This window comes from Pseudomonadota bacterium, from assembly GCA_036141575.1.
Lineage (GTDB): Bacteria > Pseudomonadota > Alphaproteobacteria > UBA2136 > JAPKEQ01 > JAPKEQ01.
Genome location: JAYZXF010000003.1, coordinates 70,010 through 96,497, shown reverse-complemented (window position 1 = coordinate 96,497; position 26,488 = coordinate 70,010). Strand labels below are relative to the sequence as shown.

At 45.4% G+C, this 26,488-nt stretch carries 30 protein-coding genes; 20 read left to right on the top strand and 10 right to left on the bottom strand.

Annotated features, from left to right (window positions below; translation table 11 throughout):
- Positions 1 to 86 precede the first annotated feature (86 nt).
- Positions 87 to 1,760 carry a ribonuclease J gene (locus VX730_02180; GenBank protein MEC9291187.1) on the top strand — a complete coding sequence of 558 codons (1,674 nt, stop codon included), beginning with the start codon at positions 87 to 89 and terminating at the stop codon, positions 1,758 to 1,760.
- A 202-nt stretch (positions 1,761 to 1,962) separates the two neighbouring features.
- On the opposite strand, the gene VX730_02175 is transcribed toward VX730_02180, so the two are convergent.
- From VX730_02175 to VX730_02165, 3 genes are all read right to left on the bottom strand, one after another.
- A complete protein-coding gene (locus VX730_02175) occupies positions 1,963 to 3,903 on the bottom strand; it encodes a sulfotransferase (GenBank protein MEC9291186.1) in 1,941 nt (646 codons plus the stop codon).
- 179 nt (positions 3,904 to 4,082) lie between these two features.
- On the bottom strand, positions 4,083 to 4,754 hold the full coding sequence (locus VX730_02170; GenBank protein MEC9291185.1) for a class I SAM-dependent methyltransferase: 672 nt from the start codon (positions 4,752 to 4,754) through the stop codon (positions 4,083 to 4,085).
- Positions 4,755 to 4,822: 68 nt separating this feature from the next.
- Positions 4,823 to 5,335, bottom strand: coding sequence for a hypothetical protein (locus VX730_02165; GenBank protein ID MEC9291184.1), 513 nt, complete (start codon positions 5,333 to 5,335; stop codon positions 4,823 to 4,825).
- 187 nt (positions 5,336 to 5,522) lie between these two features.
- Here VX730_02165 and tolQ point away from each other — a divergent pair, with 187 nt between their 5' ends.
- The 7 genes from tolQ to VX730_02130 are packed head-to-tail and all read left to right on the top strand — an operon-like array spanning position 5,523 to position 11,195.
- Positions 5,523 to 6,287, top strand: a complete 765-nt coding sequence (tolQ, locus tag VX730_02160) for a protein TolQ (protein MEC9291183.1) — start codon at positions 5,523 to 5,525, stop codon at positions 6,285 to 6,287.
- Positions 6,288 to 6,308: 21 nt separating this feature from the next.
- On the top strand, positions 6,309 to 6,743 hold the full coding sequence (tolR, locus tag VX730_02155; protein MEC9291182.1) for a protein TolR: 435 nt from the start codon (positions 6,309 to 6,311) through the stop codon (positions 6,741 to 6,743).
- A gap of 14 nt (positions 6,744 to 6,757) precedes the next feature.
- Positions 6,758 to 7,579: a TonB family protein gene (locus VX730_02150; protein ID MEC9291181.1), complete on the top strand. Its 822-nt coding sequence runs from the start codon at positions 6,758 to 6,760 to the stop codon at positions 7,577 to 7,579.
- On the top strand, positions 7,572 to 8,882 hold the full coding sequence (tolB, locus tag VX730_02145) for a Tol-Pal system beta propeller repeat protein TolB (protein MEC9291180.1): 1,311 nt from the start codon (positions 7,572 to 7,574) through the stop codon (positions 8,880 to 8,882). Before VX730_02150 ends, tolB begins: the two co-directional genes overlap by 8 nt.
- A 60-nt stretch (positions 8,883 to 8,942) precedes the next feature.
- Complete coding sequence (gene icd, locus VX730_02140; protein ID MEC9291179.1) at positions 8,943 to 10,220, top strand: NADP-dependent isocitrate dehydrogenase; 1,278 nt, start codon at positions 8,943 to 8,945, stop codon at positions 10,218 to 10,220.
- A complete protein-coding gene (locus VX730_02135; GenBank protein MEC9291178.1) occupies positions 10,180 to 10,716 on the top strand; it encodes a hypothetical protein in 537 nt (178 codons plus the stop codon). Before icd ends, VX730_02135 begins: the two co-directional genes overlap by 41 nt.
- A gap of 29 nt (positions 10,717 to 10,745) precedes the next feature.
- Positions 10,746 to 11,195: a response regulator gene (locus tag VX730_02130; protein ID MEC9291177.1), complete on the top strand. Its 450-nt coding sequence runs from the start codon at positions 10,746 to 10,748 to the stop codon at positions 11,193 to 11,195.
- Between the two features lie 49 nt (positions 11,196 to 11,244).
- Here the strand turns inward: VX730_02130 and VX730_02125 are convergent, their stop codons facing one another.
- Positions 11,245 to 11,859, bottom strand: coding sequence for a hypothetical protein (locus VX730_02125; protein ID MEC9291176.1), 615 nt, complete (start codon positions 11,857 to 11,859; stop codon positions 11,245 to 11,247).
- Between the two features lie 284 nt (positions 11,860 to 12,143).
- On the opposite strand from VX730_02125, the gene lipA reads away from it, so the two are divergent.
- Positions 12,144 to 13,052, top strand: a complete 909-nt coding sequence (gene lipA / locus VX730_02120) for a lipoyl synthase (GenBank protein ID MEC9291175.1) — start codon at positions 12,144 to 12,146, stop codon at positions 13,050 to 13,052.
- A gap of 41 nt (positions 13,053 to 13,093) precedes the next feature.
- Positions 13,094 to 13,411 carry a helix-turn-helix transcriptional regulator gene (locus VX730_02115; GenBank protein ID MEC9291174.1) on the top strand — a complete coding sequence of 106 codons (318 nt, stop codon included), beginning with the start codon at positions 13,094 to 13,096 and terminating at the stop codon, positions 13,409 to 13,411.
- A 105-nt stretch (positions 13,412 to 13,516) separates the two neighbouring features.
- Here VX730_02115 and VX730_02110 read toward each other — a convergent pair whose 3' ends face one another.
- Positions 13,517 to 14,017, bottom strand: a complete 501-nt coding sequence (locus VX730_02110; GenBank protein MEC9291173.1) for a CinA family protein — start codon at positions 14,015 to 14,017, stop codon at positions 13,517 to 13,519.
- A gap of 70 nt (positions 14,018 to 14,087) precedes the next feature.
- Positions 14,088 to 14,621, bottom strand: coding sequence for a phosphatidylglycerophosphatase A (locus VX730_02105; protein MEC9291172.1), 534 nt, complete (start codon positions 14,619 to 14,621; stop codon positions 14,088 to 14,090).
- A gap of 58 nt (positions 14,622 to 14,679) precedes the next feature.
- Here VX730_02105 and ccsA point away from each other — a divergent pair, with 58 nt between their 5' ends.
- Positions 14,680 to 15,099 carry a cytochrome c biogenesis protein CcsA gene (ccsA, locus tag VX730_02100; protein MEC9291171.1) on the top strand — a complete coding sequence of 140 codons (420 nt, stop codon included), beginning with the start codon at positions 14,680 to 14,682 and terminating at the stop codon, positions 15,097 to 15,099.
- A 130-nt stretch (positions 15,100 to 15,229) separates the two neighbouring features.
- On the opposite strand, the gene VX730_02095 is transcribed toward ccsA, so the two are convergent.
- From VX730_02095 to VX730_02080, 4 genes are all read right to left on the bottom strand, one after another.
- Complete coding sequence (locus VX730_02095) at positions 15,230 to 16,498, bottom strand: hypothetical protein (protein MEC9291170.1); 1,269 nt, start codon at positions 16,496 to 16,498, stop codon at positions 15,230 to 15,232.
- A 74-nt stretch (positions 16,499 to 16,572) separates the two neighbouring features.
- Positions 16,573 to 16,896, bottom strand: a complete 324-nt coding sequence (locus tag VX730_02090; GenBank protein MEC9291169.1) for a hypothetical protein — start codon at positions 16,894 to 16,896, stop codon at positions 16,573 to 16,575.
- A gap of 228 nt (positions 16,897 to 17,124) precedes the next feature.
- Complete coding sequence (locus tag VX730_02085) at positions 17,125 to 17,448, bottom strand: hypothetical protein (protein MEC9291168.1); 324 nt, start codon at positions 17,446 to 17,448, stop codon at positions 17,125 to 17,127.
- A 210-nt stretch (positions 17,449 to 17,658) separates the two neighbouring features.
- Positions 17,659 to 18,003, bottom strand: coding sequence for a hypothetical protein (locus tag VX730_02080; GenBank protein ID MEC9291167.1), 345 nt, complete (start codon positions 18,001 to 18,003; stop codon positions 17,659 to 17,661).
- A gap of 282 nt (positions 18,004 to 18,285) precedes the next feature.
- Between VX730_02080 and VX730_02075 the strand changes: the two genes are divergently transcribed.
- The 9 genes from VX730_02075 (at position 18,286) to VX730_02035 (ending at position 26,481) form a co-directional block, all read left to right on the top strand.
- Complete coding sequence (locus tag VX730_02075) at positions 18,286 to 19,236, top strand: lytic murein transglycosylase (GenBank protein ID MEC9291166.1); 951 nt, start codon at positions 18,286 to 18,288, stop codon at positions 19,234 to 19,236.
- Complete coding sequence (locus VX730_02070; protein MEC9291165.1) at positions 19,236 to 20,138, top strand: septal ring lytic transglycosylase RlpA family protein; 903 nt, start codon at positions 19,236 to 19,238, stop codon at positions 20,136 to 20,138. The genes VX730_02075 and VX730_02070 overlap by 1 nt, the downstream gene beginning before the upstream one ends.
- A gap of 27 nt (positions 20,139 to 20,165) precedes the next feature.
- On the top strand, positions 20,166 to 21,314 hold the full coding sequence (locus VX730_02065) for a D-alanyl-D-alanine carboxypeptidase family protein (protein ID MEC9291164.1): 1,149 nt from the start codon (positions 20,166 to 20,168) through the stop codon (positions 21,312 to 21,314).
- Positions 21,315 to 21,344: 30 nt separating this feature from the next.
- The gene (gene tmk / locus VX730_02060; protein MEC9291163.1) at positions 21,345 to 22,022 is read left to right on the top strand and encodes a dTMP kinase; all 678 of its coding nucleotides are present in this window, start codon (positions 21,345 to 21,347) and stop codon (positions 22,020 to 22,022) included.
- Positions 22,022 to 23,017, top strand: coding sequence for a DNA polymerase III subunit (locus tag VX730_02055; protein ID MEC9291162.1), 996 nt, complete (start codon positions 22,022 to 22,024; stop codon positions 23,015 to 23,017). Before tmk ends, VX730_02055 begins: the two co-directional genes overlap by 1 nt.
- 77 nt (positions 23,018 to 23,094) lie before the next feature.
- Entirely contained in the window at positions 23,095 to 24,636 is a 1,542-nt protein-coding gene (gene metG / locus VX730_02050) for a methionine--tRNA ligase (protein ID MEC9291161.1), read from the top strand.
- Entirely contained in the window at positions 24,636 to 25,046 is a 411-nt protein-coding gene (locus tag VX730_02045) for a VOC family protein (GenBank protein MEC9291160.1), read from the top strand. Before metG ends, VX730_02045 begins: the two co-directional genes overlap by 1 nt.
- Complete coding sequence (locus VX730_02040) at positions 25,046 to 25,849, top strand: TatD family hydrolase (GenBank protein ID MEC9291159.1); 804 nt, start codon at positions 25,046 to 25,048, stop codon at positions 25,847 to 25,849. Before VX730_02045 ends, VX730_02040 begins: the two co-directional genes overlap by 1 nt.
- Positions 25,846 to 26,481, top strand: a complete 636-nt coding sequence (locus VX730_02035) for a flavin reductase family protein (GenBank protein MEC9291158.1) — start codon at positions 25,846 to 25,848, stop codon at positions 26,479 to 26,481. Before VX730_02040 ends, VX730_02035 begins: the two co-directional genes overlap by 4 nt.
- Positions 26,482 to 26,488 lie beyond the last annotated feature (7 nt).

Below are 26,488 nucleotides of genomic sequence, written 5' to 3'. Positions count from 1 at the left end.
CGGATCAACGTTCACAAGAAACAAGTTTCCGCTCAAGAAGCCTGGCGAGAAAAAGGCTTCGCAAATGAAATGAAGAAAGGCCAGATATGGCGAAAAAGACCGGGGGGCTAAGTGCCCTGCCACTTGGTGGCGTTGGTGAAATTGGTATGAACATGATGGTGTACGAGTGTGATGGAAGCATGATTCTCGTAGATGTTGGGGTAAGCTTCCCAGACAGTTACGCACCGGGTACTGATCTTATCCTTCCAGATATTTCTTACGTACGTGAGAACATGGACAAACTTAAAGCAATCTTTATTACACACGCACACGAAGACCACGTAGGTGCACTTCCATACCTATGGGAAGAAATGCCTGTGCCTGTGTACGCAACACCGTTTACATCAAGCGTGATTGCACATAAAAAACGTGACCTTGGACTTGGTGACGAGTTCAAACTGAAAACAGTTGAAGCTGGTGACACAATTGAAGTGGGGCCGTTCACTGTTGAGTATGTTTCAGTGACACACTCTATTCCTGAAGCCAACAGCCTGTTTATTAAAACACCACACGGTAACATTGTTCATACAGGTGACTACCGCTTTGATGACCGTCCTGTGCTTGGTCCTAAGTCAGCTGAAGCACGCTTTAAGGAAATTGGTGAAGAAGGTGTACTGGCGATGTTTGGTGACTCTACAAACATCTTTAGTGACAGAGACCTTAAAACAGAAGGCGACGTGGCAGATAGCCTAGATAGCCTGCTTGGTGGCATGAAGAACCGTGTATTCTTCTGTACGTTTGCAAGTAACCTTGGCCGTGTACTGAAAATGGCTGATATTGCCATGAACCATGGCCGCAAAGTATGCCTAATGGGACGCTCTATGCACCGTATGCTTGAGTGTGGGCGCGAAAGTGGACTTGTAGACCAGAAAACAATGAACGCATTTGTTTCATCTGAAGATGCTGCAGGTATGCCAGATCATAAAGTGCTTGTGATTCTAACAGGTACACAAGGTGAGGGGCGTGCAGCGCTCAACCGTATGTCTGGTGGCCAGACTGTTGGCGGTATGGTGATGAAGCCAAAAGATGTAGTGATTATGTCTTCTAAGATGATTCCTGGTAATGAGCGCCCAATTCTCAACATGATCAACCGCCTCACTAAAATTGGCGCGCGTGTGATCCATGAACACAGTGAGTTTGTCCACTGTAGTGGTCATGGTTCTCAAAAGGATATTGCTAAGATGTACAACCTTGTACGTCCACAAGTGGCAGTGCCTGTGCATGGTGAATACCAGCACCTTAAAGCGCACGCTGACTTTGCGAAGAAGTGTGGTGTGTTTGAGCAATTTATTATTGAGAATGGTCAAAAGATTATTCTTGGCCCTGACCATGCAGCGCTTGACCCAACACCGTACAGAACAGGCCGTAACTACGTAGATGGCATGAACATTCTGGATGATGATGTGTTTGTGATTGCTGAGCGCCGTCGTATGGCACAAGAAGGTATCCTTTCTATCAACATCGTTGTTGATAAAGAGGACGGAAAAATCATCTCTGGCCCGCATCTAAAAAGTAAAGGCCTGATTGATGAGCGTCTGCAAGATGACCTGATAAAGCTTGCTGAAGATGAAGTACTGGATGTACTGACTCAACGTTTAGAGCGCAGTGATATGTGTCATGCCAAGCAAGTGGAAGATGTGATGAGCGCAGCGGTACGCCGCACATTTGTAAAAGAACGCGGCAAAAAGCCAACTGTAATTTCACAAGCTATTATGGTTTAAATTCTACTAGGAGAAGGCTGCAAATAACAGTGATCTGCGCTTCCGTTGCTCAAGTACCTTTAAGTACATTGAGCTACGGTTCTCATTAACAGTTATTTTCGCGCAACCCTAGCGAATTTATACTCATAATAGAGTGATTCACATCTAATTGAGACAAAACAAAAAGGGCAGGAGTAATCCTGCCCTTTTTACGTTTTAGCTCTTATTTTTCTAGAGCTTCAATCAGAGGACGTAAGTGTTTCTCAATACGTTTCCAGCTTTGCTTAGAGCCTGCATGGATTGGTGCACGGGCTTGTACAAAGCTTGCAGTGAGAACTTTCCCTTTGTTTTCATGCGGGTTAAGGCAAGCATCATCCCATGGTAGGCCGGCAGCTTCAACAAGGCTGCGTGTGCATTCTTCTGGAGACTCAACAAGCTTGTCATATGAACTTTCATACATATCAGGCAGCTTAGCAGACATATCAGCCATATAACGAGAGTAAGCTTTATAGTATGTACCAAGAGCTTCCATGTTGTAGCTGTAGTGGTGCTTTTGCGAAAACATTTGTCTAAAGCATGAGAAACACGTAGCCACAGCATCACGTGAGCAATGGATGATTCTTGCTTCAGGGAAAGCACGCTTAATCAGGCCTAGCAGCATAAAGTTGTGCGGCATCTTATCCACCACAAATGGAAGGTCTGTTAATTTTTCAAGGTGCTCAAGGTAGTAAGTACGCAGTGCTTTAATTTTTTCTTCATCTTTAAAGAAATCAATCAGCTTGCTGAGGTCTGCAACCCCACCAAGGTCTTTTTCAACAAACTCAAGAAGGTGAGGGAGTTCACCTGCTGGATATACATCCGGGTGCGCCCCTAGAATTTGCTCTGTTAATGTTGTACCACTACGCGGCATACCCACTAGGAAAACAGGTGTTTGCTTTGCAGGCGTTACATCAATAGGCGTGTTCATAAGTGCGGCATCATAAAGTGGCGCAAGGCTATCCATAACTTGAATATCTTTTTCAACATCATAGCCTTTTTCATCAAACATCATGGCATTGGCACGAGCAAGGTGCACAAATGATTTCTCATCCTCTTTAATGTCCCAGTACATTTTGGAAAGTGCGAAGGAGAGACGAATAGCATCGTCCAGCATAGTGTGAGGGTTCCAAACTATACTTTCATAAAGCTCGGTGTTTTTGTGAGGTTCTGTAAACTTATGCACAGATGAGTACGTATAAAATGGCACAGAGTCGTGTGGCGCCAGTTTAATGGCTTTTTCTGTGTATTCTTTTGCTTTCTCAATATCTCCAATAATGGCTTGGTATGTGCCGTAGTGTGCGTAAGCAAGCGCACCTTCAGGGTATTTTTGAATGGCTTTTTCATACCACTCTTCTGCAAGAGGGAGGTCATCTAATAGCTGGTAGCAGTAACCGATGTTTGCATGGGCAAAGCCGTCGTTATCTGCATCTAGGTCTACCACCTTTTTAAGTGCAGGAATCGTATTTTTGTAATCACGAGATCTAAGAAGAAAGGCACCAAAGGCTTTCCAGCACTTTTCAGGCTCAATATCTAGAGCAATGGCCTTACTGAGAAGAGCTTGTGCACGAGGTTTGTCACCAGTTTTTTCAAAGAGGCGTGCTGACTCCACAAATAGATCAACTTGAGGCACTTCCAAAGCCAGACCCTTCATGAAAATATTTTGTGCGTCTTCATATTTCTTTTGCTCTCTAAGAGCTGCCCCAAGGTATGCAAAGACTTTAGGATTTTTGCTGATAGGAACAAGGCCTTCTAGGCATTCTACAGCACTCTCAAAATCTTCAATATTATAACAAGCGTAGCCTTTGTTCTCTTGTGCGCCTAGGTTCATTGGGTCAAGCAACAGGGCTTTGTCATAGAGATCAATTGCCTCTTTGTGGCGCCCTTCGTTTGAATAGAGGTTTGCAAGGTTATTGAGGATTTGGCTATTGTTTGGCGCAAGCTTAAAGGCCTTCTTCATGCGCGCGGTGCCTTTATCAAAATTTTCATGCTGCGCTTCAAGTAAACCAAGGAGGTGCAGGGCATCTGGGTTCTTCGGCTGAGCTTTAAGAACATCTTTATAAAGAGACATCGCTTGTTGCCAGCGGCCTTGCTGGTGGAGGTGGACGGCTTGTTGAAGTGCTTGCATGTTGTATCCTGCTTACTCTTAAATTCTTTTTTCAAAAATATAGCACATTTGTTATAGCAAAGAGCAATTTAGGATAAATTTTAATGTGCTTTAAGATCGTGGAAGCGGCGTATACTTGCGGGTATATAAGAACCGCGAAAGCTTAAAGCGTATTAAAAGTTGCCTAAAGGGCCTTTGCCTTAGGCTTTTTTGCGTGCAAGTGTCATGCCATCACTAAATGGCAAAATAGAGATATCTACGCGTGAATCTTCATGGAGCTGTTTATTGAAAAGTCTCAGCTTACGGATCATGGTTTTAGATATGTTCGGGTTTACTACTTCACCCCACATGAGCGTGTTATCCAGAATGATAAGCCCACCAGGCTTGCAGAGCTTGTAAGCTTGCTCGTAGTGTGTGCCTGTTTCTTCTTTGTTAGCATCTACAAAAATCAGGTCATAAGCTTCTTCTTCCAGAGTATCTAGAACGTCTGTGGCATCGCCGTGATGTTGGGTGATTTTATGATCCATGTCTGCTTTTTGCCAGAAAGGCAGGGCGGTATCATGCCATTGTGGGTTAATGTCAATCGTATCGATATGGGCGTCTTCATCACTATTGAGCGCAAAGCAGAGGGCGCCGTAGCCCGTATAAGTGCCAACTTCCAAAATACGCTTTGGACCAAGCAGGCCGCACAGAAGTTTAAAGAACTGACCTTGTTCTGGGGTAAGGATCATAGATTTACCACGCAGCTTTTGTGTCGCTTGACGAAGTTCCCAAAGAATATGCGGCTCGTGCACACTATGCGCCACAAGGTATTTGTACACCTCTGGCGTAATAAAGAACTTCAGCTTTTGTTTGATCATTGGTTCGCTCATGGGCGCTTTATAGCTGATTTTACGGCAAAAAGAAAGCCCCCGAGATGGGGGCTTTCCTTAAAGGAGTGTTAAATCCTTTGGTCGATTCGGCTTCCGCCTTCTTGGGTTCCTATGCGTTTGCCTGCTCTGTATAGAGCTTTTGCAAAGAAACTTTTGGGCTCAGGCGATGGCGGGCGGCCCCATGTATCCAACATCTTTTGTGTAATGCCAAAACTTTCGGGCGTTCTGCTGAGTGTTTGAAGGTGGCCTTCAACCTCAGCAACAAGCACGAAGCGGCGACCATAATCTTCAACGCCATTTTGCAGGACTTGGATTTTTTTGGATACATATTCTGCCGCAATACGCTGAAGAGCCGCATAGTTTTTGGGCTCAACTACTTTGATCTTTACTTCAGGCTTGGGCTGAGTGACAGCTTGATGTAGTTGCGGTTCAACAACCTCATGAAGTTTTCCCGTCAAAATTTTATCAAGCTCCTCTGGGAATTTTTTAGCAAGAAGCCTCTGGGTGTTACGGCGCGTTGCGCTGTCAGTTCTTGGGTCGCATGCTTGTTCAAGCAGGGACCGCAGTGTATCGTCATCCATTTGGGATTTCCTTGTGTTACGGGACATTAAGATCAGTTGTGCTTTGCACATGGGGATGATTGAGCAATTTTTCAAGGGGAAAAGTTCTCACGCAAGAGTTTCCAAAAATATCTCAGCCTCTGATAGACAAATATTTTCAATCCGAGTATCTTGTAAGACGTCTAAATAAGAACAAGAGAGAATACTCATGGAACCGACACTTACACAGGCTGCACTTCACACTGATATGAGCCTTCTAGGCCTTTTTGCACAAGCTGGTCTTTTTGTAAAAATCATTATGTTTACACTGATTGGTATGTCTGTAATGACATGGGCAATCCTCATTGGAAAATGGACAATTCTTAAACATTTACATAGCAAAGCGTCTCGTTTTGAAGATGCATTTTGGAATGGTGAAGGCCTTGAAGACCTTTACAAAGATTCTAACCCTGATGATACCGACCACGTAATGGCGAAGCTGTTTGTGATTGGCCTGAAAGAGTGGGAACGCAGCAAGGATAAAGACGGTGACATTACTGGCATTGTACAGGTTGGTGCTATTGAGCGCGTACGCCAGATTCTCTTTGCTAAAATGGGCCGTGAGCTAGATAACCTTGAGCGTGGCCTTGGTTTCCTTGCAACAACAGGTTCAACAGCGCCGTTTATTGGTCTTCTTGGTACTGTTTGGGGGATTATGACAGCCTTCCAAGGTATTGGTGCTTCAGGAAATGCCTCTCTTGCTGTTGTAGCGCCTGGTATTGCGGAAGCTCTACTGGCAACAGCAATTGGTCTATTTGCTGCGATTCCTGCGGTTATGGCTTACAACAAGTTAACTCTTGAACTTGCACGTTACAGTGCACGTCTAGAAAGTTTCCTCACTGAGTTTACAACGCTCCTTGAACGCCAACAGGCTGAAAAAGTTGTGAAGTCTCGTAAAGTGAACAAAAAACGCCGCGCATCTGACGCAGCTTGAAGAGCGAGGGGAGAATAACCTATGGCTGGATCACTGATGCCAAAGGCGCAACGCGGAACAGGTCGCTCTTACCGTCGCCCGCCAATGCAAGAAATTAACGTAACACCATTTGTTGACGTTATGCTTGTGCTTCTGATTATCTTTATGGTGACAGCACCACTGATTACGCAGGGTGTGGATATCTCACTTCCTGAAGTGGTAAGTAAGCCAATTAGCGAAAACAATGAACCTATTCAGGTGGGGATTGCAAAGTCAGGCAAAATCTACATGCAGGACAGCGAAATTACAGTCCGTGAAATTGCTGGCAAGCTTGAAGCGATTAAAGCTACGCGTCCTGAAATTGCGGTGCTTCTACGTGCAGATAAGCAAGTAGACTACGGTAATGTGATGAAAGTGATGTCTGCTCTGCAAAGTGCTGGCATTGTTAACATCAGCCTTCAAACACAGACCCCGTAAGGATTTCTCTTTAAATGAAACGTGCTCAACAATCAGACCAAATGCGCTTCGGCATTGTTTGGTCTATTCTTGTGCATATTATCCTGTTTGGAATTGTGGCGATTCAATGGCCTTCTATGCTGGACTTTAACCAGCAGCAACAAGCTGTGCAGGTGAAAATTGTTTCTGCGAAAAGCAATAAGCCTATTGAACCAAAGCAAGTAAAGAAGGCTGAACCTGTGTTTACGCAGCAATCAGCAGCGCCTGCAAAGCCGCCTAAACCTCAACCGTTGAAAAAGAATGATGCACCTAAAGTTGCTAAGGTTGAGAAAAAGCAAGTAGTGAAGGAAAAGCCAAAGCCACAACCAAAGAAACAGGCCAACCAAGAAAAGCAACAAAAGCGCCCTGAAAAATTGGATAAATCAAAAGATAAAAAGCAGGTTGTGAAGGATGAAAAGGCGAAACCTAAGCCGAAAACAAATGATGATTTCCTAAAAGCACTGAGCTTTATTGAGAACTTGAAAGAAGATTCTAAAGAGGAAGAGACACCTGCTGAACAAGATGGTGATGAGGATTCAAAACTTTTACTTGCTGATATGGAAGAAATTAACCGTATCAAAAAACATATTTCTAACAACTGGTTAAAGCCTTCAGGCATGGTTGACGAACCTGCGATTGCGATTGAAGTGCGTATTAACCGAGACGGCAGCCTGAAGAGTGTTCGCGTAATTAAAAGTAGTGGATTACCATTTTTCGATAACTCTCTTCTACGTGCTGTGAGAAAATCAGAACCGATTCCGTACCCTGCGGATAAATATAAGACCTTTAAAGTAATGGAGATTATTTGGAATGGCTAAAGTTTACAGCTTGATTCTTGCGACTTTCATGACTGTTTTTGTAGCGCTGAGCGCAGAAGCACGTGTGAAGATTTACCTAGATGAGGGAAACACGGCACCGCTTCCAATTGCTCTGATTCCATTTGATGGCCCTGATGCAGCTATGGATGAAATGGGTGACAAAATGCGCAAGGTAATTGCCAACAACCTACAAAACTCAGGTCTATTTGAAGTGATCAAAGAGAAAGCGTACCTGCAGGATAACGCTTCACTTGTACGTGAAGGGCCTAAGTTTGCTGAGTGGAAGCTTATTAAGGCTGAGGGGCTCGTTATGGGTTCTGTGATTGAAGAGAATGATAAAATTACGGTTGAGTTTCGCTTGATGGACGTATTTGGCGAGAAGCAGTTGAGTGGCCGTCGTTATAGTGCTGATAAACAGTTTTGGCGCCACCTTGCACACCGTGTATCAGATGATATCTACAGTACAATGACAGGTGAGAAAGGTTACTTTGCAACGCGCGTGGTGCATATTTCTGAAGAGAAGCGCGGTAACCAAATTCTTAAAAAACTCTGTGTGATGGATCAAGACGGTGCGAATTACCAGTGCCTCACTGATGGCGGCCACCTTGTGCTGACGCCACGTTTTTCACCAGAAGCACAGCAGTTGATTTACATGTCTTATGAGAATGGACGTCCGCGTCTGTACTTCCTAGACCTACCTACAGGTAAACAAACCATTGTGGGTGATTTTGAAGGATTGAACAGTTCGCCTCGTTTTTCACCTGATGGTAAAAACATCGTGATGACCCTTACAAAGGGGCACGCAGGTAACGCTGAAATTTACAGCATGAACCTTCGTAGCAAAAAGCTGAAACGCCTAACAAACCAACGCGGAATTGACACGTCTCCAGACTTTAGCCCTGATGGGAAGCATATTGTCTTTAACAGTGATCGTGGTGGTAAAGCGGCGCTCTACATTATGAAGAAAAACGGTAAGGACGTACGCAGGCTTACATTTGGAGAAGGGCGCTACTACGCACCTGTTTGGTCTCCGCGTGGTGATTTGATTGCTTTTGTTAAAGAATACAAAGGCCGCTTTGGTATTGGTGTGATTGACGTAGAAGGTAAAGAAGAGCGTATGCTGACAGATAGTTTCCTGGATGAGTCACCAACATGGTCACCTAACGGCCGTGTGATTGCCTTTGCGCGTCAAAAAGGTGACAACACAAAGATGTACACAATTGACCTTACTGGATACAACGAGCGCCTCATGCCGACACCGAAGAATGCGAGTGACCCGGCCTGGAGCCCACTACTACACTAAGAGTTTTACTGCGATAAGCAGAACCGGCGAAAGCCAACAAATAAATAGGAGAGAAGAACAATGACATATAATAAGATCCAAGTTCCGACAGATGGCCAGAAGATTACAATGGAAAATGGTACACTCAACGTACCAAACAACCCAATTGTTGCCTTTATTGAAGGTGACGGTATTGGCCCAGATATTTGGAAAGCGTCTCAACATGTTCTTGATAGCGCTGTAGAAAAAGCATACGGCAGTGAACGTAAAATTTCATGGATGGAAGTTTTTGCCGGTGAAAAGGCAAACGAAGTTTACGGTGAAGAGCTATGGCTACCAGAAGAAACTCTTGAAGCGTTTAGAGAGTACCTTGTTGGGATTAAAGGCCCTCTCACAACACCAGTTGGTGGCGGTTTCCGTTCTCTTAACGTGGCGCTTCGTCAAGAGCTAGACCTTTACACGTGCCTGCGTCCAGTACGCTACTTTGAAGGTGTACCAAGCCCAGTGAAACAGCCAGAGCTTACAAACATGGTTGTGTTCCGTGAGAACAGTGAAGATATCTATGCAGGTGTAGAGTTTGAAGCTGAGAGCGAAGGTGCTGGTAAGCTAATTAACTTCCTACAAACTGAAATGGGTGTGAACAAAATCCGTTTCCCTGATACATCTGGTATTGGGATTAAGCCAATTTCTCGTGAAGGGACTGAGCGTATTGTACGTGCAGCCATTGAACACGCAATTGAGCATAACCTACCAAGTGTCACCGTTGTTCATAAAGGGAACATCATGAAGTACACAGAAGGTGCCTTTAAAAATTGGGCATATGAAGTGGCTCGTAAAGAATACAGCGATAAGGTTGTTGTTGCTGAAGATGTAAACTGGAACATTCCAGCAGGTAAGATTGTTATGAAGGACTCTATTGCTGATGCCTTCCTTCAGCAGATTCTAACGCGTCCAGCTGAGTACAGCGTGATTGTAACAATGAACCTAAACGGTGACTACGTATCAGACGCCCTTGCTGCAACAGTGGGTGGTATTGGTATTGCGCCAGGTGCGAACATTAACTACATGTCTGGCCATGCAATCTTTGAAGCAACACACGGTACAGCGCCTAAGTACGCAGGCCAGGATAAGGTAAACCCAAGTAGTGTCATCCTTTCTGGTGAAATGATGCTCCGCCACATGGGCTGGAACGAAGCTGCTGATCTGATTGTTTCTGGTATTGAAGGTGCCATTACAAGCAAGACAGTAACTTACGACTTCGCTCGCATGATGGACGGCGCAACTGAAGTGAAATGTAGCGCCTTTGGTGAAGCGATTGTTGCTAACATGGGCAAAGGTGCTGCGCATCAAGCCGCTTAAACAAGAAGAATCTCATCTGTTAGGTGAGGAGTGGAGCCGCCTGTTTGAAAGACCTTCTTACAGACGGTTCTCTCTTGCGGCTGCTTTTTTAGGGCCGTTCTGGTTTTTATATTACCGTATGCCTATTATTGGCCTGTTGGTTGTTCTTCCAGCTTTTTTAGGCCTCAGCCTTTTTTTTGAGTTTTACCGTTCAGAGATTTTGCAGGTTCTAAATTTAAACCTTCCATTTATTGGAGGCAAGTTGCTAACAGAAGGCTTCTTGCTTGCTGTGAATATCTTTGCTGTGGGTTATGGGGCCCCTTTGGCTTTGCGCTATAAAGTGGCAAAGATTGTCAGACAGGGAAGATCAGAGGGGTATGTGCTAACATCTCGAGCAATGCTTATTTACCCGTTGACGTTCCTCATGCTTTTGCTGGTTACGGCTTGTGTTGGTATCTACCTACAAAATCCTGAATTTTTCTTGGAAAACTTGCGTAAACAAATACTTGGCCTGTAAAGTAGTGCTAGAAAGAAAAGGACTTTGATATGAACCAGTTTTCAACACCATTTCAAAAAGCGCTCGCGCATCCCATTTGGGTTTTAGAGGATAGTGAGAGTGATCAAGAAATTTTGAAGCGTGCTTTTGAAAAGGCAGAGGTTCAAAATGAAGTGACTTTCTTTAAGAGTGTAAAGGCTATGAAAGACACTATTGAAGCCTTTGAGGGTGAATTGCCTGCACTGGCGCTTCTAGATATTCATTTGCCAAATGAAAGTGGGATGGATGCGATGAAAGCGCTCGCGCAACATGACAAGTTCAAGACTGTACCTTCTATTGCTTTTAGCCATACTGGTCACCCTGAAGATGTGGCTGAGATGTATGCGCTTGGTGTAAGTAGCTTTATTAAAAAGTCACTTTCGTTTGAAGAGACGTTGGATATGGTGAAGTCGCTTAAGTCTTATTGGCTGGAGTCTGTTATCTTGCCAGTGGCTGTGTAAACTTACTTATAAAAAAATAGCCCCATCAGGGGCTATTTTTTATGTCAATTTAAAGTGTGTTTGGTAGCCACTCGTGACGTGGGCCAACACGGCAAAGTGTGTAATCCCCAACCATCACTGGAAGTGTGGCACGGCTTACCATGTAAAGGGCACCTTCACGGCATGGGATCGCTTTATATGGGTGCGAGAACATCGCGCTACGCATTACCCAGTGGTAGTCTTGGCCATCTACATTAAAACGGTAAAGCGCTTTTTTAGGAGCGCTTAGCATTGCTTCATCAATATTGTGCTGGAACTGGCGGCTCCAGAAGAGAGGTGGCAAGTTGCGCGCTTGGTCGTAAGCGTATGCATTTGGCACATCCTGGAAAGGCCTGTATGTATGACGAGGAAGGTGTGGCATGCTGCCGCGCTCATGTGGATTTTCTAGGCCCACGTATGGCGGTGTGTATGTTGTGTCTGTAAAGTAAAGTGCTTTATCAGTTGGGAGTACGCGTTGGTTGTTATGTCTGTAACGGTAGTTGTTGTGATGTCCGTAATGGTAGCTGCTTAGATACTTGGCGTCTTTGATATCCTCTTCAAGAAGGGGAGCGCTTTGGTAGTGTCCAGTTCCGTGGCAAGCACTTACTGCCACTGTTGCTGCTAGCATCAAAACAATCTTTTTCATGTGTACTCTCTTTTTCCTCGTTTATCCCTATTATTCTCCCAAAAAAGTATGCAGACAGAAAGAAATAGTGGTACATTGAAACACTCAGAAATAAACGTTCAATAAGCGGTGATTGCAAAATGGCAACAAAACCAAAAATTATCATTGAAGATTCTCCTGTAACAGACGTTGCGCCAAGTGTGGAACAGCTTGAAAAAGAAGGTGTTGACCCTTCTGCTGTTGCTCGTCTCACTTATGCCACAACAGCTGATGCACAGCGCCCTGTACGCAGTGGTGTTGGTCGTATGAAAAAGCCTGAAGGCGGTCTTGATATTCGTTCACCTAAGCCTGAATGGCTGCGTGTGCGTGCACCGCAATCTGAGACATATTTTGACCTGAAAAAGCGTGTGAAAGATAAGAGTCTCTTTACAGTGTGTGAAGAAGCAGCTTGCCCAAACATTGGCGACTGCTGGGCGAGTGGGCACCTAACGATGATGATTCTGGGTGATATTTGTACGCGTGGTTGTGCATTTTGTAACATTAAAACAGGTAAGCCGCGCGCCATTGATACGGAGGAGCCTGCAAAGCTTGCAGATATGGCAAAAGACCTTGAGCTTAAGCATATGGTGCTCACGAGTGTTGACCGTGATGACTTGAAAGACGGTGGAGCCAACCACTGGGCTGAGTGTATTACTGAAATCCGTAAGGCAGCGCCAAACACAACAATTGAAATTCTAACGCCGGACTTCCGCCGTAAGGAAGAGAACATTGACCTTGTAGCGGATGCACTTCCTGATGTGTTTAACCATAATATGGAAACTGTGCCGCGCCTGTACCGTGAAGTGCGTCCTGGTGCGCGTTACTTTGGTTCACTTCGCTTGCTGCAACGTGTGAAGGAAAGGCACCCACGTATGTTCACAAAGAGTGGCCTAATGGTTGGTCTTGGTGAAAGTCGTGATGAAGTTCTGCAAGTGATGGATGATATGCGCAGTGCAGGTATTGATTTTCTAACAATTGGCCAGTACTTGCGCCCAACACCAAACCATTACCCTGTCATGGAATGGGTAACGCCTGAGCAGTTTGCAGACTACGAGCGTCAAGCGAAACTTAAAGGGTTCCTAATGGTTTCATCTACACCGCTGACACGCTCAAGCTACCATGCTGATAAGTACTTCGCCGAGCTTGTTGCTAAGCGTGACGCAGGTGAGCTTTAAAAAAGCTAGCAAAACAGCGCTGTAGGGATTATATTAAAAATATGACAGTTATGGATCACCCAGATATGGACACAATTGAACTTCAGCAAGTGCTTTACGCTCTTGGTGATTTGTCACGTCTTCATATTGTGAAAAATCTGCATCTGAATGGCCCTCTACCATGTAAGGAAGCAAGCTGCCCTAACATGTCTAAATCTACAATTTCTCACCACTTTAAGATTCTGCGTGAAGCAGGGCTTTTGCACTGTGAAAAGGTGGGCGTAACACATATGAACAGTATTCGCTCAGATGAGCTAAATGCAAAGTTTCCAAACCTACTTGAGACTGTGATTGGTCTAATTCCTGATATTCCTAAATAGCGCTTAAAGCGCCTTTTTCCTTATCATGCCTATTTAAGTACGCCCTGTACTCAGCATATTCATAATAATCAAAAACCCATCTTTAATCGCTTATTTATAGGAGCGTTAATTGAGTTCTAGCGGATTTAATGCTTCATACATATGAGTAAGTGCAGCTTCAACGGCTTGCATGCGTACGGCTGTACGGTCGCCTCTAAAGTTGTGGATAAATGCTTTTTGCTCACCGCTATAATGTAGACCAATCCAAACAAGACCAACAGGTTTGGTGGCAGTGCCGCCAGTGGGGCCTGCTACGCCACTTAGGCTCACAGTAATGTCTGCACGGTAAGCTTTTGCAGCACCTTTGGCCATTTGAAGAACCGTTTCATCACTTACAGCGCCTGCTGTTTCTAAAGTGAGTGGGTTGACGTTAAGTAGATCCATCTTTGCTTGGTTACTATAAGTGACAGCGCCACCCATAACCACATCGCTACTTCCAGGAATGTCTGTAAGGAGGCTTGCAACGAGTCCACCCGTGCAACTTTCTGCTGTGGCAATTGTAAGGCCTTTACCGCGTGCGTCGTTGAGTACGCGTTCTGCTAGGATTACTAAGCTCTCATCAAACATTTTTTTTAATTTATCCCATTTTCATTTTTATAATTTGAGGGCATTTCTGTTTCCTTTACCACTCGAAGGTTTAGAAAATAAGCCAGAGGGCAATGATGCTGTAGATAGCAGCAAGGCCATCATCAAACATAACGCCAAATGGGCCATCTAGTTTTTGATCAATTTGGCTGATTGGCGGTGGTTTTAGCATATCAAAAATACGAAACAGAATAAAAGCAGCAAGCCAGTGCACCCAAGATGAGCCAAGGCTGAGGTGAGGCATAAAGCTTGCGACAAGAGCCATACCAAACACTTCATCAATCACGACACTTTTATGGTCATGTTCGCCTGTGTGTTCTTCAACTTTGCGGCAAGCCCACCATCCGATCAAGAAACTGAGAATGGTGAATATGTATAGAATACCGAGCTCTGTGTACTCTGTAATTGCAATAATAAAAGGAAGACTTGCGACTGTGCCCCATGTACCAGCCATTGGCAGGTGGCCCACTTTGCCCCAAGTGGCGATCCAAAATGCTGGATGCGGATAAGGGAAGGGCAAAGCCTTCGCTTTTTGTTTTTCTTTACGGGCGCTAATTTCAAAAAGTTTGTCGAGTGTTGCCTTCATGCAGGAAGTGTTGCTTTTCCCGTTGTGAATGTCAACATCTTGTGCCATTCTCATACGCATGAGCTTACTTCAAACACACATCATTCTTGCAGCTATTGCTTATGGCTTTTACACGTTGAGTGTATTGTCTTCTATTGGTGTGCTTGCTAAGGATCTTCTCCTGCGTAGAAAGAAAGCTCTGTCAGGCTTTTTACCATCTCTGGTGAGGCTTGAGCGCTTCCAGTTTATTACTCTTCTAGCAGGTACGTTTATTCTCTATATTGCGCTACTGATGGGGTGGATGAGTGCGTACTCAATTGCTGATACAAGTGTGGCACTTGAAAAAGCTGCTTTAAGTATGCTGACTGTTGTTCTTGCAACATTTTTACTCTGGGCACATTTTAAGCTGGGTTTGAGAGGTCGCTTTGCAGCGCGCGTCACTCTTGGCGTGTACGCTCTTATTCTGTTGGCGTACTTTGCAAGCCGTAACTGGATCTAAACTCTACTCATACTTGCTGCAAATTCTTATTTCAGTGCTGTACTCAGCTCATGTATGTTTAATACATATCGCTTCCGTGCATCCTTCATTAAAAATTTTCACTGAGTATGAGCGAGTTTAGTGGGACAGGCTATTTATGTGAGCAGTTCTCGCTGCTACAGCAGTCATGATGTTCATGATTGTGTGAAAGAAGATGTTTGAGTCTTTCTAAGCAGGCATCCTTACTTGGGTACTTTTCAACGGCCCACCATGATTTTACTTGTGCGAGTCTAAGTCCGATTTCTGGTCCTGTGAGACCGCTTTCAATCATGTCATGCCCTGTAAGTGGGAACTCTGGAATATGCAGATCATCCATGCCCGCAATAAAATCTTCAATAAAGGTAGATTGTTCGGCTGTGGTTTCCCATGCACCGAAGCGCAGTGCGAGCCACTTTTTAACAATGTCCTTACCAATAAGTGCTGTGAGAATTTCTGATTCACTAATGCGGAAGAAGTCCACCTCTGAGCGCGGGCATGTGCCCACAAGCTTTTTAAAGTTATTAGAGAGGTTAAAGTGCTCGTTCTCTAAAATGGCGTCTGGTAAATCAAAGGTCAGTGCAAAGAAGCGCTCTTCTGCAGGCGCATCTGGGCAAAAAGATAGATACCAGTTCAGGCGGTTATGGCTTTCTATACCAAACGGAAGGTCAAGGGCTTTTGCAAGGCCTGTATCTTCCAGTAGAGTCAGTCCGTCTTCCCATGTGTCTTGCATAAGAAGCTTGAAGACCTCTTCTGTTTTGCGTTCACGAGAGAGTTTATCCATAGAGTCTGCTGCAAAGGTGAGGGCAGCAGTTGTTTCTGCGTCTACTTCTTCTCTGGCAAAACGTGCATAAAAACGGATAAACCTGAGGGCGCGGAGCCAATCTTCTTTCAGGCGCTCTTTCGCATCACCAATAAAACGAACTTTCCCTGCTTCTAAATCTGCTAGGCCGTCTGTGTAATCCCAAATGTTACCTTCAAGGTCAGCGCTGAGCGCATTGAAGGTTAAATCACGGCGCATGGCGTCATCTCTATATGACTCACTGAACTCAACCGTTGCACGGCGACCATCAGTAGACACATCTTTTCTGAGTGTTGTGATCTCTGCTTTAAAGTCAGAATCTGCATGAACAGCTGTTACGGTGCCGTGTTCTAGGCCTGTGGGTACCACGCCAAAGCCTGCCGCTTTAAGTTTGCTGGTTGTTTCTTCTGGCAGGTAAGGGGTGCAGATATCAATATCTGTTGCCACTTCACCAAGGATAGCATCACGCACTGGGCCACCGACCAAGCGGCAATTATTATCTAGAGCTTTAAAGATATCTTGAAGAGGCGCTGTAATCAGGCCTTCTGGAAATTGAAACTGTTTGGCTGGTGTATCACTCATGGGCGCTATGATGCCCTAAGTCTATATCAAAAGCAAACCCCCGCACCAAAATGGTACGGGAGCTTGTAATCGATTTAGTGAACGTGGCGATCAGGACGGCCACCTGCATTCGCAGCACAGCTGTGAGGCAGGCGATCAGCCAGAACCTTGTCGGCCAAGAAGCACACGTTGCCGCGAGCAGCATTCTCGTCGCGGATATATTTGCACAGCATCAGGAAAGTTGCCTCTCCGTCGACTGTGTTGTGGCGCATGATGATTGCGCCCGCAGCTGCTTTGACAGCTTCGGCGTCATCTTCACGAGTGTCTTCCCCTGCAATGTAAGCAGCAACGAAGCGGCGTGCACGCAGAAAGTCGTTCTCGGTTGCGAAGATGGCGGTGTTTTGAAGATCGAAGCACATGTTATTTTCCTCCGTACATGTGTGTAGAAACAAAGATAACCAAGATCGTGCGAATCCCAGAATGGGAGTCGATGAAAAGGTAAACACGATATCAAGAACCGAAGTTCTCTTGGTATGAACTCTTATAGGGGGAATGCTAAGCAGTGCCTGACTTTTCCTGACAGTTTATAAACAAAACCCTCCCCGCATTTCTGCGGGAAGGGAGGTGGTATCGATTAAGGTTTTGATTTAGCTGAACTGTTGAACGCGCGGACGGCATTCAACGGTGTCTTCTGACACCTGCTTTCCAGCTTGGGCAACTTGGGTGTTGCCGTGGGCTTGGCGTTTGCGGGTTTCGTCGTTGATGATCTGTTCCAGCTTTTCTTCGGCGTCGGATTCGGAAATCTTTTCCTGCTTCATGACCCGTTGCAAAACGGTGTCATAGGCAGTTTGTGCCTGTTTGCTCGGCTCCTGGTCAGCGTTCATTGCATTTTGGCAAGCGCGAGCATTCAAAAACTCGTCGTTGTCAGCAAAGGTTTTGTCGTTGAACAGGGGGTACCGCTGTGCACTCATGGTGCAGTCTCCTCAGTATAGTGTGTTGATATTTTAGTGAATACCAAGATGTACGTCCCTTACGGGCGCTTGGAAAACGGAATACGCAGTATCTTGATGCCCGAAATATAGGCAGGTTTATGCTAAACTGCAAGGGGCAAAATAAAGAAAATTTCACAAAAAATTCTCCCCACAATCAGTAGGGAGAATTTCTTATTCGATTTGGGAGGGTTAGTCCCGGTTGGAAGAGTTGTAAGGGACGCCTTCTTTGATGATCTGTCCAACTTGTTGTGCGTTGTTTTTCAGCTCTCCTCTAGCTTCCATATCACGCAGGCGTGTTTCTTCCTCAATGTAGCGGGCCAGTCTTTCTGATGCCTTGTCTTTGCAGAGTTTAGCCTTTTCCATCAGCCGTTTGAGAGCCGCCATATAGCATGAGATGCTTTCAGGCGGCACTGCGCTTTTTTTGTTGGGATCGCAATTGGCGAAAGCGTTCATAGCATTGTGGCATCGTCGTGCCTCTTTAAACTCTTCAGTGCTTGCGAAAACTTCCGGATGGAAAAGTGTGTGCTGATGCATGAGGTATCCTTCTGGATAGAGGGTAGGGAATAGCCATATTTATGGCTATTGGTGAAATTTAGAAAACGGTAAGTACGAGATAACATGGAGCGTGCTCCAGTTACTGTATACGCTTATAGATAGTTCATGAAATAAGTGCAAGTTTTTTTGTTGTCTAAATAAGCATATGACAATGGTTTTGCTCTCTGTTACACTGTGTGCTAATAACAAAAAGAGGGCCGATTTATGTGGGGTAAATCAGTAAAATACGTCGGTGGGGTGACGTGCAGTCTTTTCACTCTCATGCAAATTTCACATGCAGATCCAAAGCTTGGATCGTTTGAAGACTTTTTAACAGAACTGAAGACAGAAGCAGCATCTAAAGGGTTGCCAACAGACGTGCTTGAAACGTCTCTTGAGGGTCTTACAGCGCCACTACCAGACGTGATGAAGCGCCTAGAAACTCAGCCTGAGAGTACGTTTAGTTTTAAAAAATACTTTGGCAGCATGGTGTCTGATCACCGTGTCAAAAAAGGCCAAAAGAATTATATGGCAAACCGTGATGAGCTGATGGAGAAATCAGAAAAGTACGGTATTCCAGCAGAAACGATTGTTGCGATGTGGGGTGTTGAGACAGCCTACGGTAACTACACGGGCGGTTACGATATTGTACCAAGCCTTGCAACACTTGCTTATGCAAGTCATAGAAAGAAGTTCTTTAGAAAAGAGCTTTTTGATGCGTTAAAGATTGTTTCTGAAGGTCACAAACCTGCCTCTGAGATGACAGGAAGCTGGGCAGGTGCTATGGGACAGTGCCAATTTATGCCAAGTAGTTTCCTTATGTATGCGCGTGACGGAAACGGTGATGGCAAAAAAGATATCTGGAGCACGCTTCCAGATGTATTTGCTTCTGCTGCAAACTACCTGAAGAGCCATGGCTGGAAAGAAGATGAGAAGTGGGGCGAACGCGTAACACTGACAAAATATCTGCCTGGCGATCTAGACCTTTCTAAGCGTGGCCTCAGCCAGTGGATGAGTGTTGAAGAGTGGGAAGCTCTTGGCGTTGCACCAAAAGCTGGCACGTTGCCAAAAGGCACAAAGGCGCGTTTGTTTTTACCTGAGGGGCCAAGCGGTCGTGCATGGTTGACGTATCATAACTTTAGCGTAATTATGCGTTGGAATAACTCGAGCTACTTTGCTGTAAGTGCTCTGAGCCTTTCTGATGAGATTGCAAAAGCGGAGAAAAAATCTTAATGCGCGTTCTTCCACTGAGCCTGCTTGCGGCAGTTGTTCTATCTGGCTGTACAAGTTACTACAACACGTATAAGCCAACGAATGATAGCTTGTTTGCGCGTTACGATGGTGCAGCTGGGTATAGCGCGCCGCGTGTAACAGGTAAGCGTAAGGTTGGTAAGCCTTATAAGATTATGGGTAAAACGTATTACCCGATTTCTAGTTCTGAAGGCTTTACAGAGAAGGGGATTGCCAGCTGGTATGGACACCCTTTCCATGGTCGTAAAACAGCGAACGGTGAAAAGTACAGCATGTATGAGATGACAGCTGCACACCCAACGCTGCCTCTACCAACATATGCACGTGTAACAAACCTTAAAAATGGCCGTAGCGTTATTGTTAAAATTAACGACCGTGGCCCATTTAAAAAGAACCGTGTGATTGATATGAGTTACCGCGCTGCACAAGTACTAGACTTTGCAGAGCAGGGGGTAACACCAGTACAGATTGAGGCGCTCCCAACAGATGGAAGCTCTCTAAAGACGCGCCATGTTTCAAGAACAGCACCGCGTGTTACCCATCAGAAACCTGTGCAGCCAGCGACAACTGGTGGATCTTTCACGAGCCGTGTAAGTACAGGTGCGCCTGTGCAGAAATCACCTGAGCTTGTGCGTGACCTTGCGATTGGTTCTACGCGCTACTTTGTACAAACGGGTGCCTTTACAAATGAGGCGAACGCACAAAAGCAGCTTTCTATGCTGAAGGCGGACTTCCCGAGTACTCAAATTTTTGAAAACAGTGTGAATGGGACAACGTACTACCGTGTCCGTATTGGCCCTGTGAACACGGTTGACACAGCGGATGCTCTGCTTAACAATGCAGAAAATGCTGGCTGGGTTGGCGCACGTGTTGTGATCGAATAATAAACTATTTAAAACAAGGATAAATCTATGATGTCTTGGCTAAAGGCAAGTGCTCTTGCAAGTGTTCTCAGCGTAACAACTGCGCTTAGCGCAGAGGCGATTGAGCTGAATGCAAAATCTTACATTATTGGGGATACTGAAACAGGCACCATTGCGCTAGAGAAAGATTCAAATGACCGTATGGGCCCTGCGAGCCTGACAAAGCTGATGACGCTTTACCTGATTTTTGAAGCGCTTGAAAGCGGTACGCTGACGCTTGAAACTGAAATTCCAGTAAGTGAAAAAGCATGGCGTATGGGCGGCTCTAAGATGTTTATTGAAGTTGGTAAGAAGGTCCCTGTGGATGACATGATTAAAGGGATTGCCGTAGTCAGTGGTAATGATGCTTGTATTGCTATGTCTGAGTTTCTTGGTGGCAGTGAAGAAGGTTTTGCTGTGATGATGAACGAGAAGGCAGAAGAGCTTGGTATGATGAACACAAACTTTGTGAACGCATCAGGCTGGCCATCTGACCTGCAGTACACAACTGCAAAAGATATGTTTACGCTGGCAAAGCGCATCCAAAAAGACTTTCCACAGTTTTACCACTACTTCAGTATTCCAAGCTTTGAGTTTAGTGGTATTAAGCAATCTAACCGTAACGGTCTTCTCAACCGCGGTATTGGTGTAGATGGCCTGAAGACTGGGCACATTGAAGAAGCTGGGTTCCACCTCATTTCATCAGCGCGTCAAGGCGATGAACGCCTGATTAGTGTTGTGATGGGGACAGACAGTATGGCTCAACGAGAGAGTGAATCTCAAAAAGGGTTGGTTTATGTCTTCCGTACATTTGATCTGCGTGACATGGTGCGTGCAGGTGACGTAATGCAAAAAGACGTTCCTGTATGGCACAGTGTTGAAGGTGGCCTAAAAGTGGTTGCTAAAGATACGCTCACAACGTACATCGGTGCACGTGATGCGGATGGCCTAAAAGCAAACCTTGAAATTAAAGAAGGTTTGGTTGCGCCAATTAAAGCAGGCGAAACTGTGGGGCAGCTTACATTTGTGCACCCAGCAGATAACCGCATGTTTAGTGTAGATGTTGTGGCGCAGCATGATGTGACACGTAAAGGTTTCTTTGGTCGCCTGTGGGATAGTTTCTTGTCATGGCTTGGTATCATTGACGGACCGAAGTAAATAAATTTATTGGGGTAGGGGATAAAAATAATGATTGATGCTTTGGTACAAAACCTAAAAGCAAATGGCGGTACATTTATTACTTTTGAAGGTGGTGAAGGTAGCGGTAAAACAACGCAAATTAAAGCACTGAGTGAAGCACTAACTGCTGCAGGTGTTGACCATATTCTTACGCGTGAGCCTGGTGGCTGCCCGAGTGCAGAAGAGCTTCGTAACCTTATTCTAACGGGTGATAAAGATCGTTGGACAGATATGGGTGAGCTTCTACTTTACACAGCTGCCCGTGCTGAGCACCTTGAGCGTGTGATTCGCCCAGCGCTTGCAGAAGGTAAGGTTGTTCTATGTGACCGCTTTGCAGATAGCACAATGGTTTACCAAGGTGTAAGCCGTGGTCTCGGTGAGCGTACGGTTGAAATGCTACAAAGCATTGTGATTGGCGATACAACACCAGATGCGACTGTTTACTTTGATATTGATCCAGAGATCGGCCTTGCACGCAGTGGTGGTTGGGATAACGGTGAAAACCGTATTGAGCAAGAAGGCCTTGAGTTCCATACAAAGGTGAGAAACGGCTTTGTGGAGCTTCTTAAAAAGAACCCTGAGCGCTTTATTATGATTGATGCATCTGCATCGATTGAAGGTGTTTATGAATCTCTTGTTTCTCTGCTCTCTGATTACTTCTACTTTGAAGAGGCTAAAGCAGCGTAATGTCTGAGCACGTTCTTCCAAACCTTATTGGCCATGAGGCGGCGCAAAAAACGCTCCGCACGATGATTGAGTCGGGCAAGATGCCTCATGCGATTCTTCTCACTGGTCCTGAAGGTGTTGGAAAACGTTTGTTTGCTGAGCATTTAGCACGTTGTCTTTTGTGTGGCTTTGCCCCGCTTGGGGCGCCAGATTTGCTAGAAGCTGATGATGGGCACCCTCGTTATGCACAGATTGATGCTGGTGCACACCCAGATTTTTTCACACTAGAGCCCGCTGAGGATTCTAAAACCAAAACCATTAAGGTGGATGATACGAGGGCCCTTCTGCAAAACGTGGGCCTGAGTGGTGAAGAAGCTCGTGTGATTATAGTTGATGCGGCAGAGTACATGAATGTAGCTTCTGCAAACGCGATCCTTAAAAACCTAGAAGAACCGGGGACGAAAACGTACTGGGTTCTTATTTCTCATGCGCCATCTAAGCTTCTGCCAACAATTATTTCTCGTTGCCGTACAGTGCGTGTGTCGCCGCTCAGTGATGATGATACGGCGAAGGTACTTGCAAAGGATTATGACGATGCAGCTGTGCAAACGTTGCTTCCACTTGTGCAGGGGGTGCCGGGCGTTGCAAGTATGTTTGCTGGTAAGAGTGAAGATATTAGCGCATTGCTTGATGGTTTCTTTAATAACTGTGCGCCAAACGCTAAAGGAAAATCTGATGCCTATGCGCTGAGCGATAAAATTGGCCAGAAACGTGTGCTGCCACTGGCGATTGATATTCTGCTTGTGAAGCTGGCTACAGAAGTCCGTAGTGCGTCTAAATCTACAGGGGCGTGGGGTGTGTCATCTTATGCGCTCAGCCACCTTTATGACGTGTATTTGTGGCGTAAAAGACGCATGGAAGAAGTGAATATCTCTCCGGCACTCACCTTTGATGCCATGCTAGAAGACTTTATCTCCGCTAAAAGTGGCGTGTTACCTAGAAAACCAATGCGCTAAAGGCTTGCGATTCTGCCATCTCCGTGGCACACTGTGCTTTATATGTTTTTAAGGGACAATAGGGGATAAAAATCCATATGACACAGGCTTCAAAAAAAGCTTATATTACGACGCCTATTTACTACCCAAGCGGTAAGCCGCATCTTGGGAGTGCTTACACGACTTTGGCCGCTGATATCTACGCACGCTTTAAGCGTCTGGACGGCTTTGACGTTAAGTTTTCAACAGGTACAGATGAACACGGCCTTAAGCTGCAACGCGCTGCTGAGAAAGAAGGCCTTACACCTCAGGCATACGTAGATAAGATGTCTGATATGTTCCGCGAAATTGAACCTATTATGAACATCAGTGAGCATACGTTTATTCGTACCACTGAAGATTACCACCAGAAGACAGCGCAAGTGATGTGGCAGAAACTTGAAGAAGCGGGCTACATTTACAAAGATAGCTACGCGGGTTGGTACTGTATCTCTGATGAATCTTACTACACAGAAGAAGAGCTTGTTGATGGCAAGAGCCCAATGAGCGGTCACCCTGTAGAGTGGATGGAAGAAGAGAGTTACTTCTTTAAGCTTTCTGCATTTAGAGAGAAACTTCTTGACCTTTACGAGCGTCGTCCAGAACTTGTTCAGCCGCAAAGCCGCCTGAACGAAGTTGTTGGTTTCCTAAAAGGTGAAGTGCGCGATATCTCAATTTCTCGTACAACATTTGACTGGGGTGTTCCTGTACCCAATGGCCCAGGCCACGTGATGTACGTATGGATTGATGCCCTAACAAACTACCTCAGTGTACTGGGCTGGCCAAATGAAGAGAACATGGGCTACTGGCCTGCGATTCATTTGGTAGGTAAAGATATTCTACGTTTCCACTCAGTGTACTGGCCTGCAATGCTAATGGGCGCAGGACTGACGGAAGAGCAGCTTCCTGTGGTGTACGCGCACGGCTGGTGGACAGTTGATGGCGACAAAATGAGTAAATCTAAGGGCAACGTTGTTGACCCTGAATCACTCACTAAGGAGTACAGCCGCGATATCGTACGTTACTTCCTGATGCGTGAAGTGCCATTTGGTAATGACGGTGACTTTAGTGAAACGCGCCTCATTGAGCGTACGAACAGTGACCTTGCCAACGCGCTTGGTAACCTGTTCCAGCGTGTGCTTTCTATGGTGGCAAAAAACTGCGAAGCGAAAGTGCCAACACTTGGCGAACTTGACGCAGCTGATAAAGAGTTCCTCGATGGCTTTAAGGGCATGGTGAACGATGTGCGCACGCATATTGATAATTTACAGTTCCATAAAGCACTCGATACAATCTGGTCTCGTGTGCATGCAGCAAATGCTTACATGGACGCTAAACAACCTTGGACACATAAGAAGGAAAACCCAGAGCTTATGGCGCATATCCTTCGTGTACTTATGGAAGGCTTTGTGCCAATTGCACATACGCTTGATGCGTTTATGCCTGAGTCTATGGCACGTGTGAAAGAGTTTCTAGGTACAAGCGAGATGACATTCACTGATATTGAAAACGCTGAAGGCTACCTGCTTACAGACGGTGCTGAGCTACCGAAGCCAGAAGGCGTATTCCCAAGAATTCAACCAAAAGAAGAGGCGGCATAATGGCCCAAACACAACCTAAACAACCCAAAATGCTAGGCCCTGTCGCAGCGCTTAGACTTTTCACTGATAACATCAAAGCGTCACGTACGTTTTATGAAAAGCAGCTCGGCCTAGACGTTATCCTTTCTGATAACGAAGTGGTTGTGTATGACCTGTACGGTATTGACCTTGTGATTGAAAACGTTGACCCATCTGATGAGGCTGAAGCGCTGATTGGTTCTTTCTCTGGCATTAGCTGCCATGTAGAAGATTGCCTTGCAACATACAACATGCTGAAGGAAAAGGGTGTTGAGTTTCTTGATACACCTGCTGAAGAGCCTTGGGGGGGTATCCTTGCACACTTCTTTGATCCATCAGGCAACGTACTTAGCCTTGTAGAATACCCAGATGATAGCGCGAACAAGTCATAATGATACTTGTTGATTCTCACTGTCACCTCAACTACGCCCTAGATAAGGGTGAGGATATTGTTGAGCTGATTGCACGCTCAGAGGCAAACCACGTGCATTACATGCAAACGATTGGCACGACACGTGAGGATTTTAAGATCATTCAACCTCTCGCTGAACAATACCAAAATGTGTTCTGTTCTTACGGCATTCACCCGCATAACGCAGGTGAGGGCGGCCTTATTACAGCTGATGAGATCCGTGAGGGATGTGCGAAAGAAAAAGTCATTGGGATTGGTGAAACAGGCCTTGATTACTTTTATGATAACGCACCGCGTAAAGATCAGTGGGAGAGCTTTGTGACGCACCTTGAAGTGGCGCGTGAGCTGAATATGCCTGTGATTATCCACACGCGTGACGCTGAAGAAGACACGATGTCTATTCTTAAAGAAGCGATGGCTGAAGGGCAGCAAAAGATTCTTTTACACTGCTTTTCTAGTAAGCTTCCACTGGCTGAATTTGCTGTGGAGCATGGTCTGTATATGTCAGCCTCAGGTATTATTACCTTTGGTGCCAATGCAGACGAGGTGAGAGACGGCTTTATGCTTTGTCCTATGGATAAGCTTCTTGTGGAAACAGATGCGCCATACCTTGCGCCAAAGCCTTACCGCGGTAAAACAAATGAGCCTGCGTACACGCTTCATACAGCTGAAAAGCTTGCAGGTATGAAGGGTGTATCTCTGGAAGAAATGGCGAAAGCGACAACAGATAACTTCTTTACACTATTTGATAAAGCTGCACCTTACAGAAAGGAATCTTCATGATTGTTAATTTTGAAGAAATGAGTTCTGTAGAGAGCTATCACTGGCTTGTTCAATCGGTTGTACCCCGTCCTGTGGCGTGGGTGCTGACAGATAATGGTGAAAACTCTGACGATGAACACCGTTATAACTTGGCGCCATTTTCTTGGTTTAATGTTGTGAGCCCAAGCCCTGCGGTGGTCATGATTTCTATTGCTCCTAAAAAGGATGGCTCTGATAAAGATACGCTTGCAAACTTGAAGGCCAGAAAGCATGCGACACTACATATCCCATCTAAAGAGATGGCAAGAGCAATGGTGGACAGTGCTGTTGATCTTCCTTTTGGCAAGAGTGAACTTGCCCGTGATGGGGCTGCACAGCTGACAGTAAAAGACGGTTTTGAGCTTCCTGTGCTAGAGGGTTCTAAAATTGCTTTTGATTGCACGCTTCTTGATACACACCAAGTACCGGGCTCAAAAGTAACAGTAGCCTTTTTAAAGTTAGAAAAACTTTTTGCTGATGAGAGCGTGATGGTGACAGATGCAAAAGGCAGAGATAAAATTGATGCAACGGCGCTGCAGCCTGTAACAAGACTTGGTGGGGACGAGGTTTCTTATCTGACTGAAATTGAAAGTCTTCCTCGACCACAAGAATAATAAGATA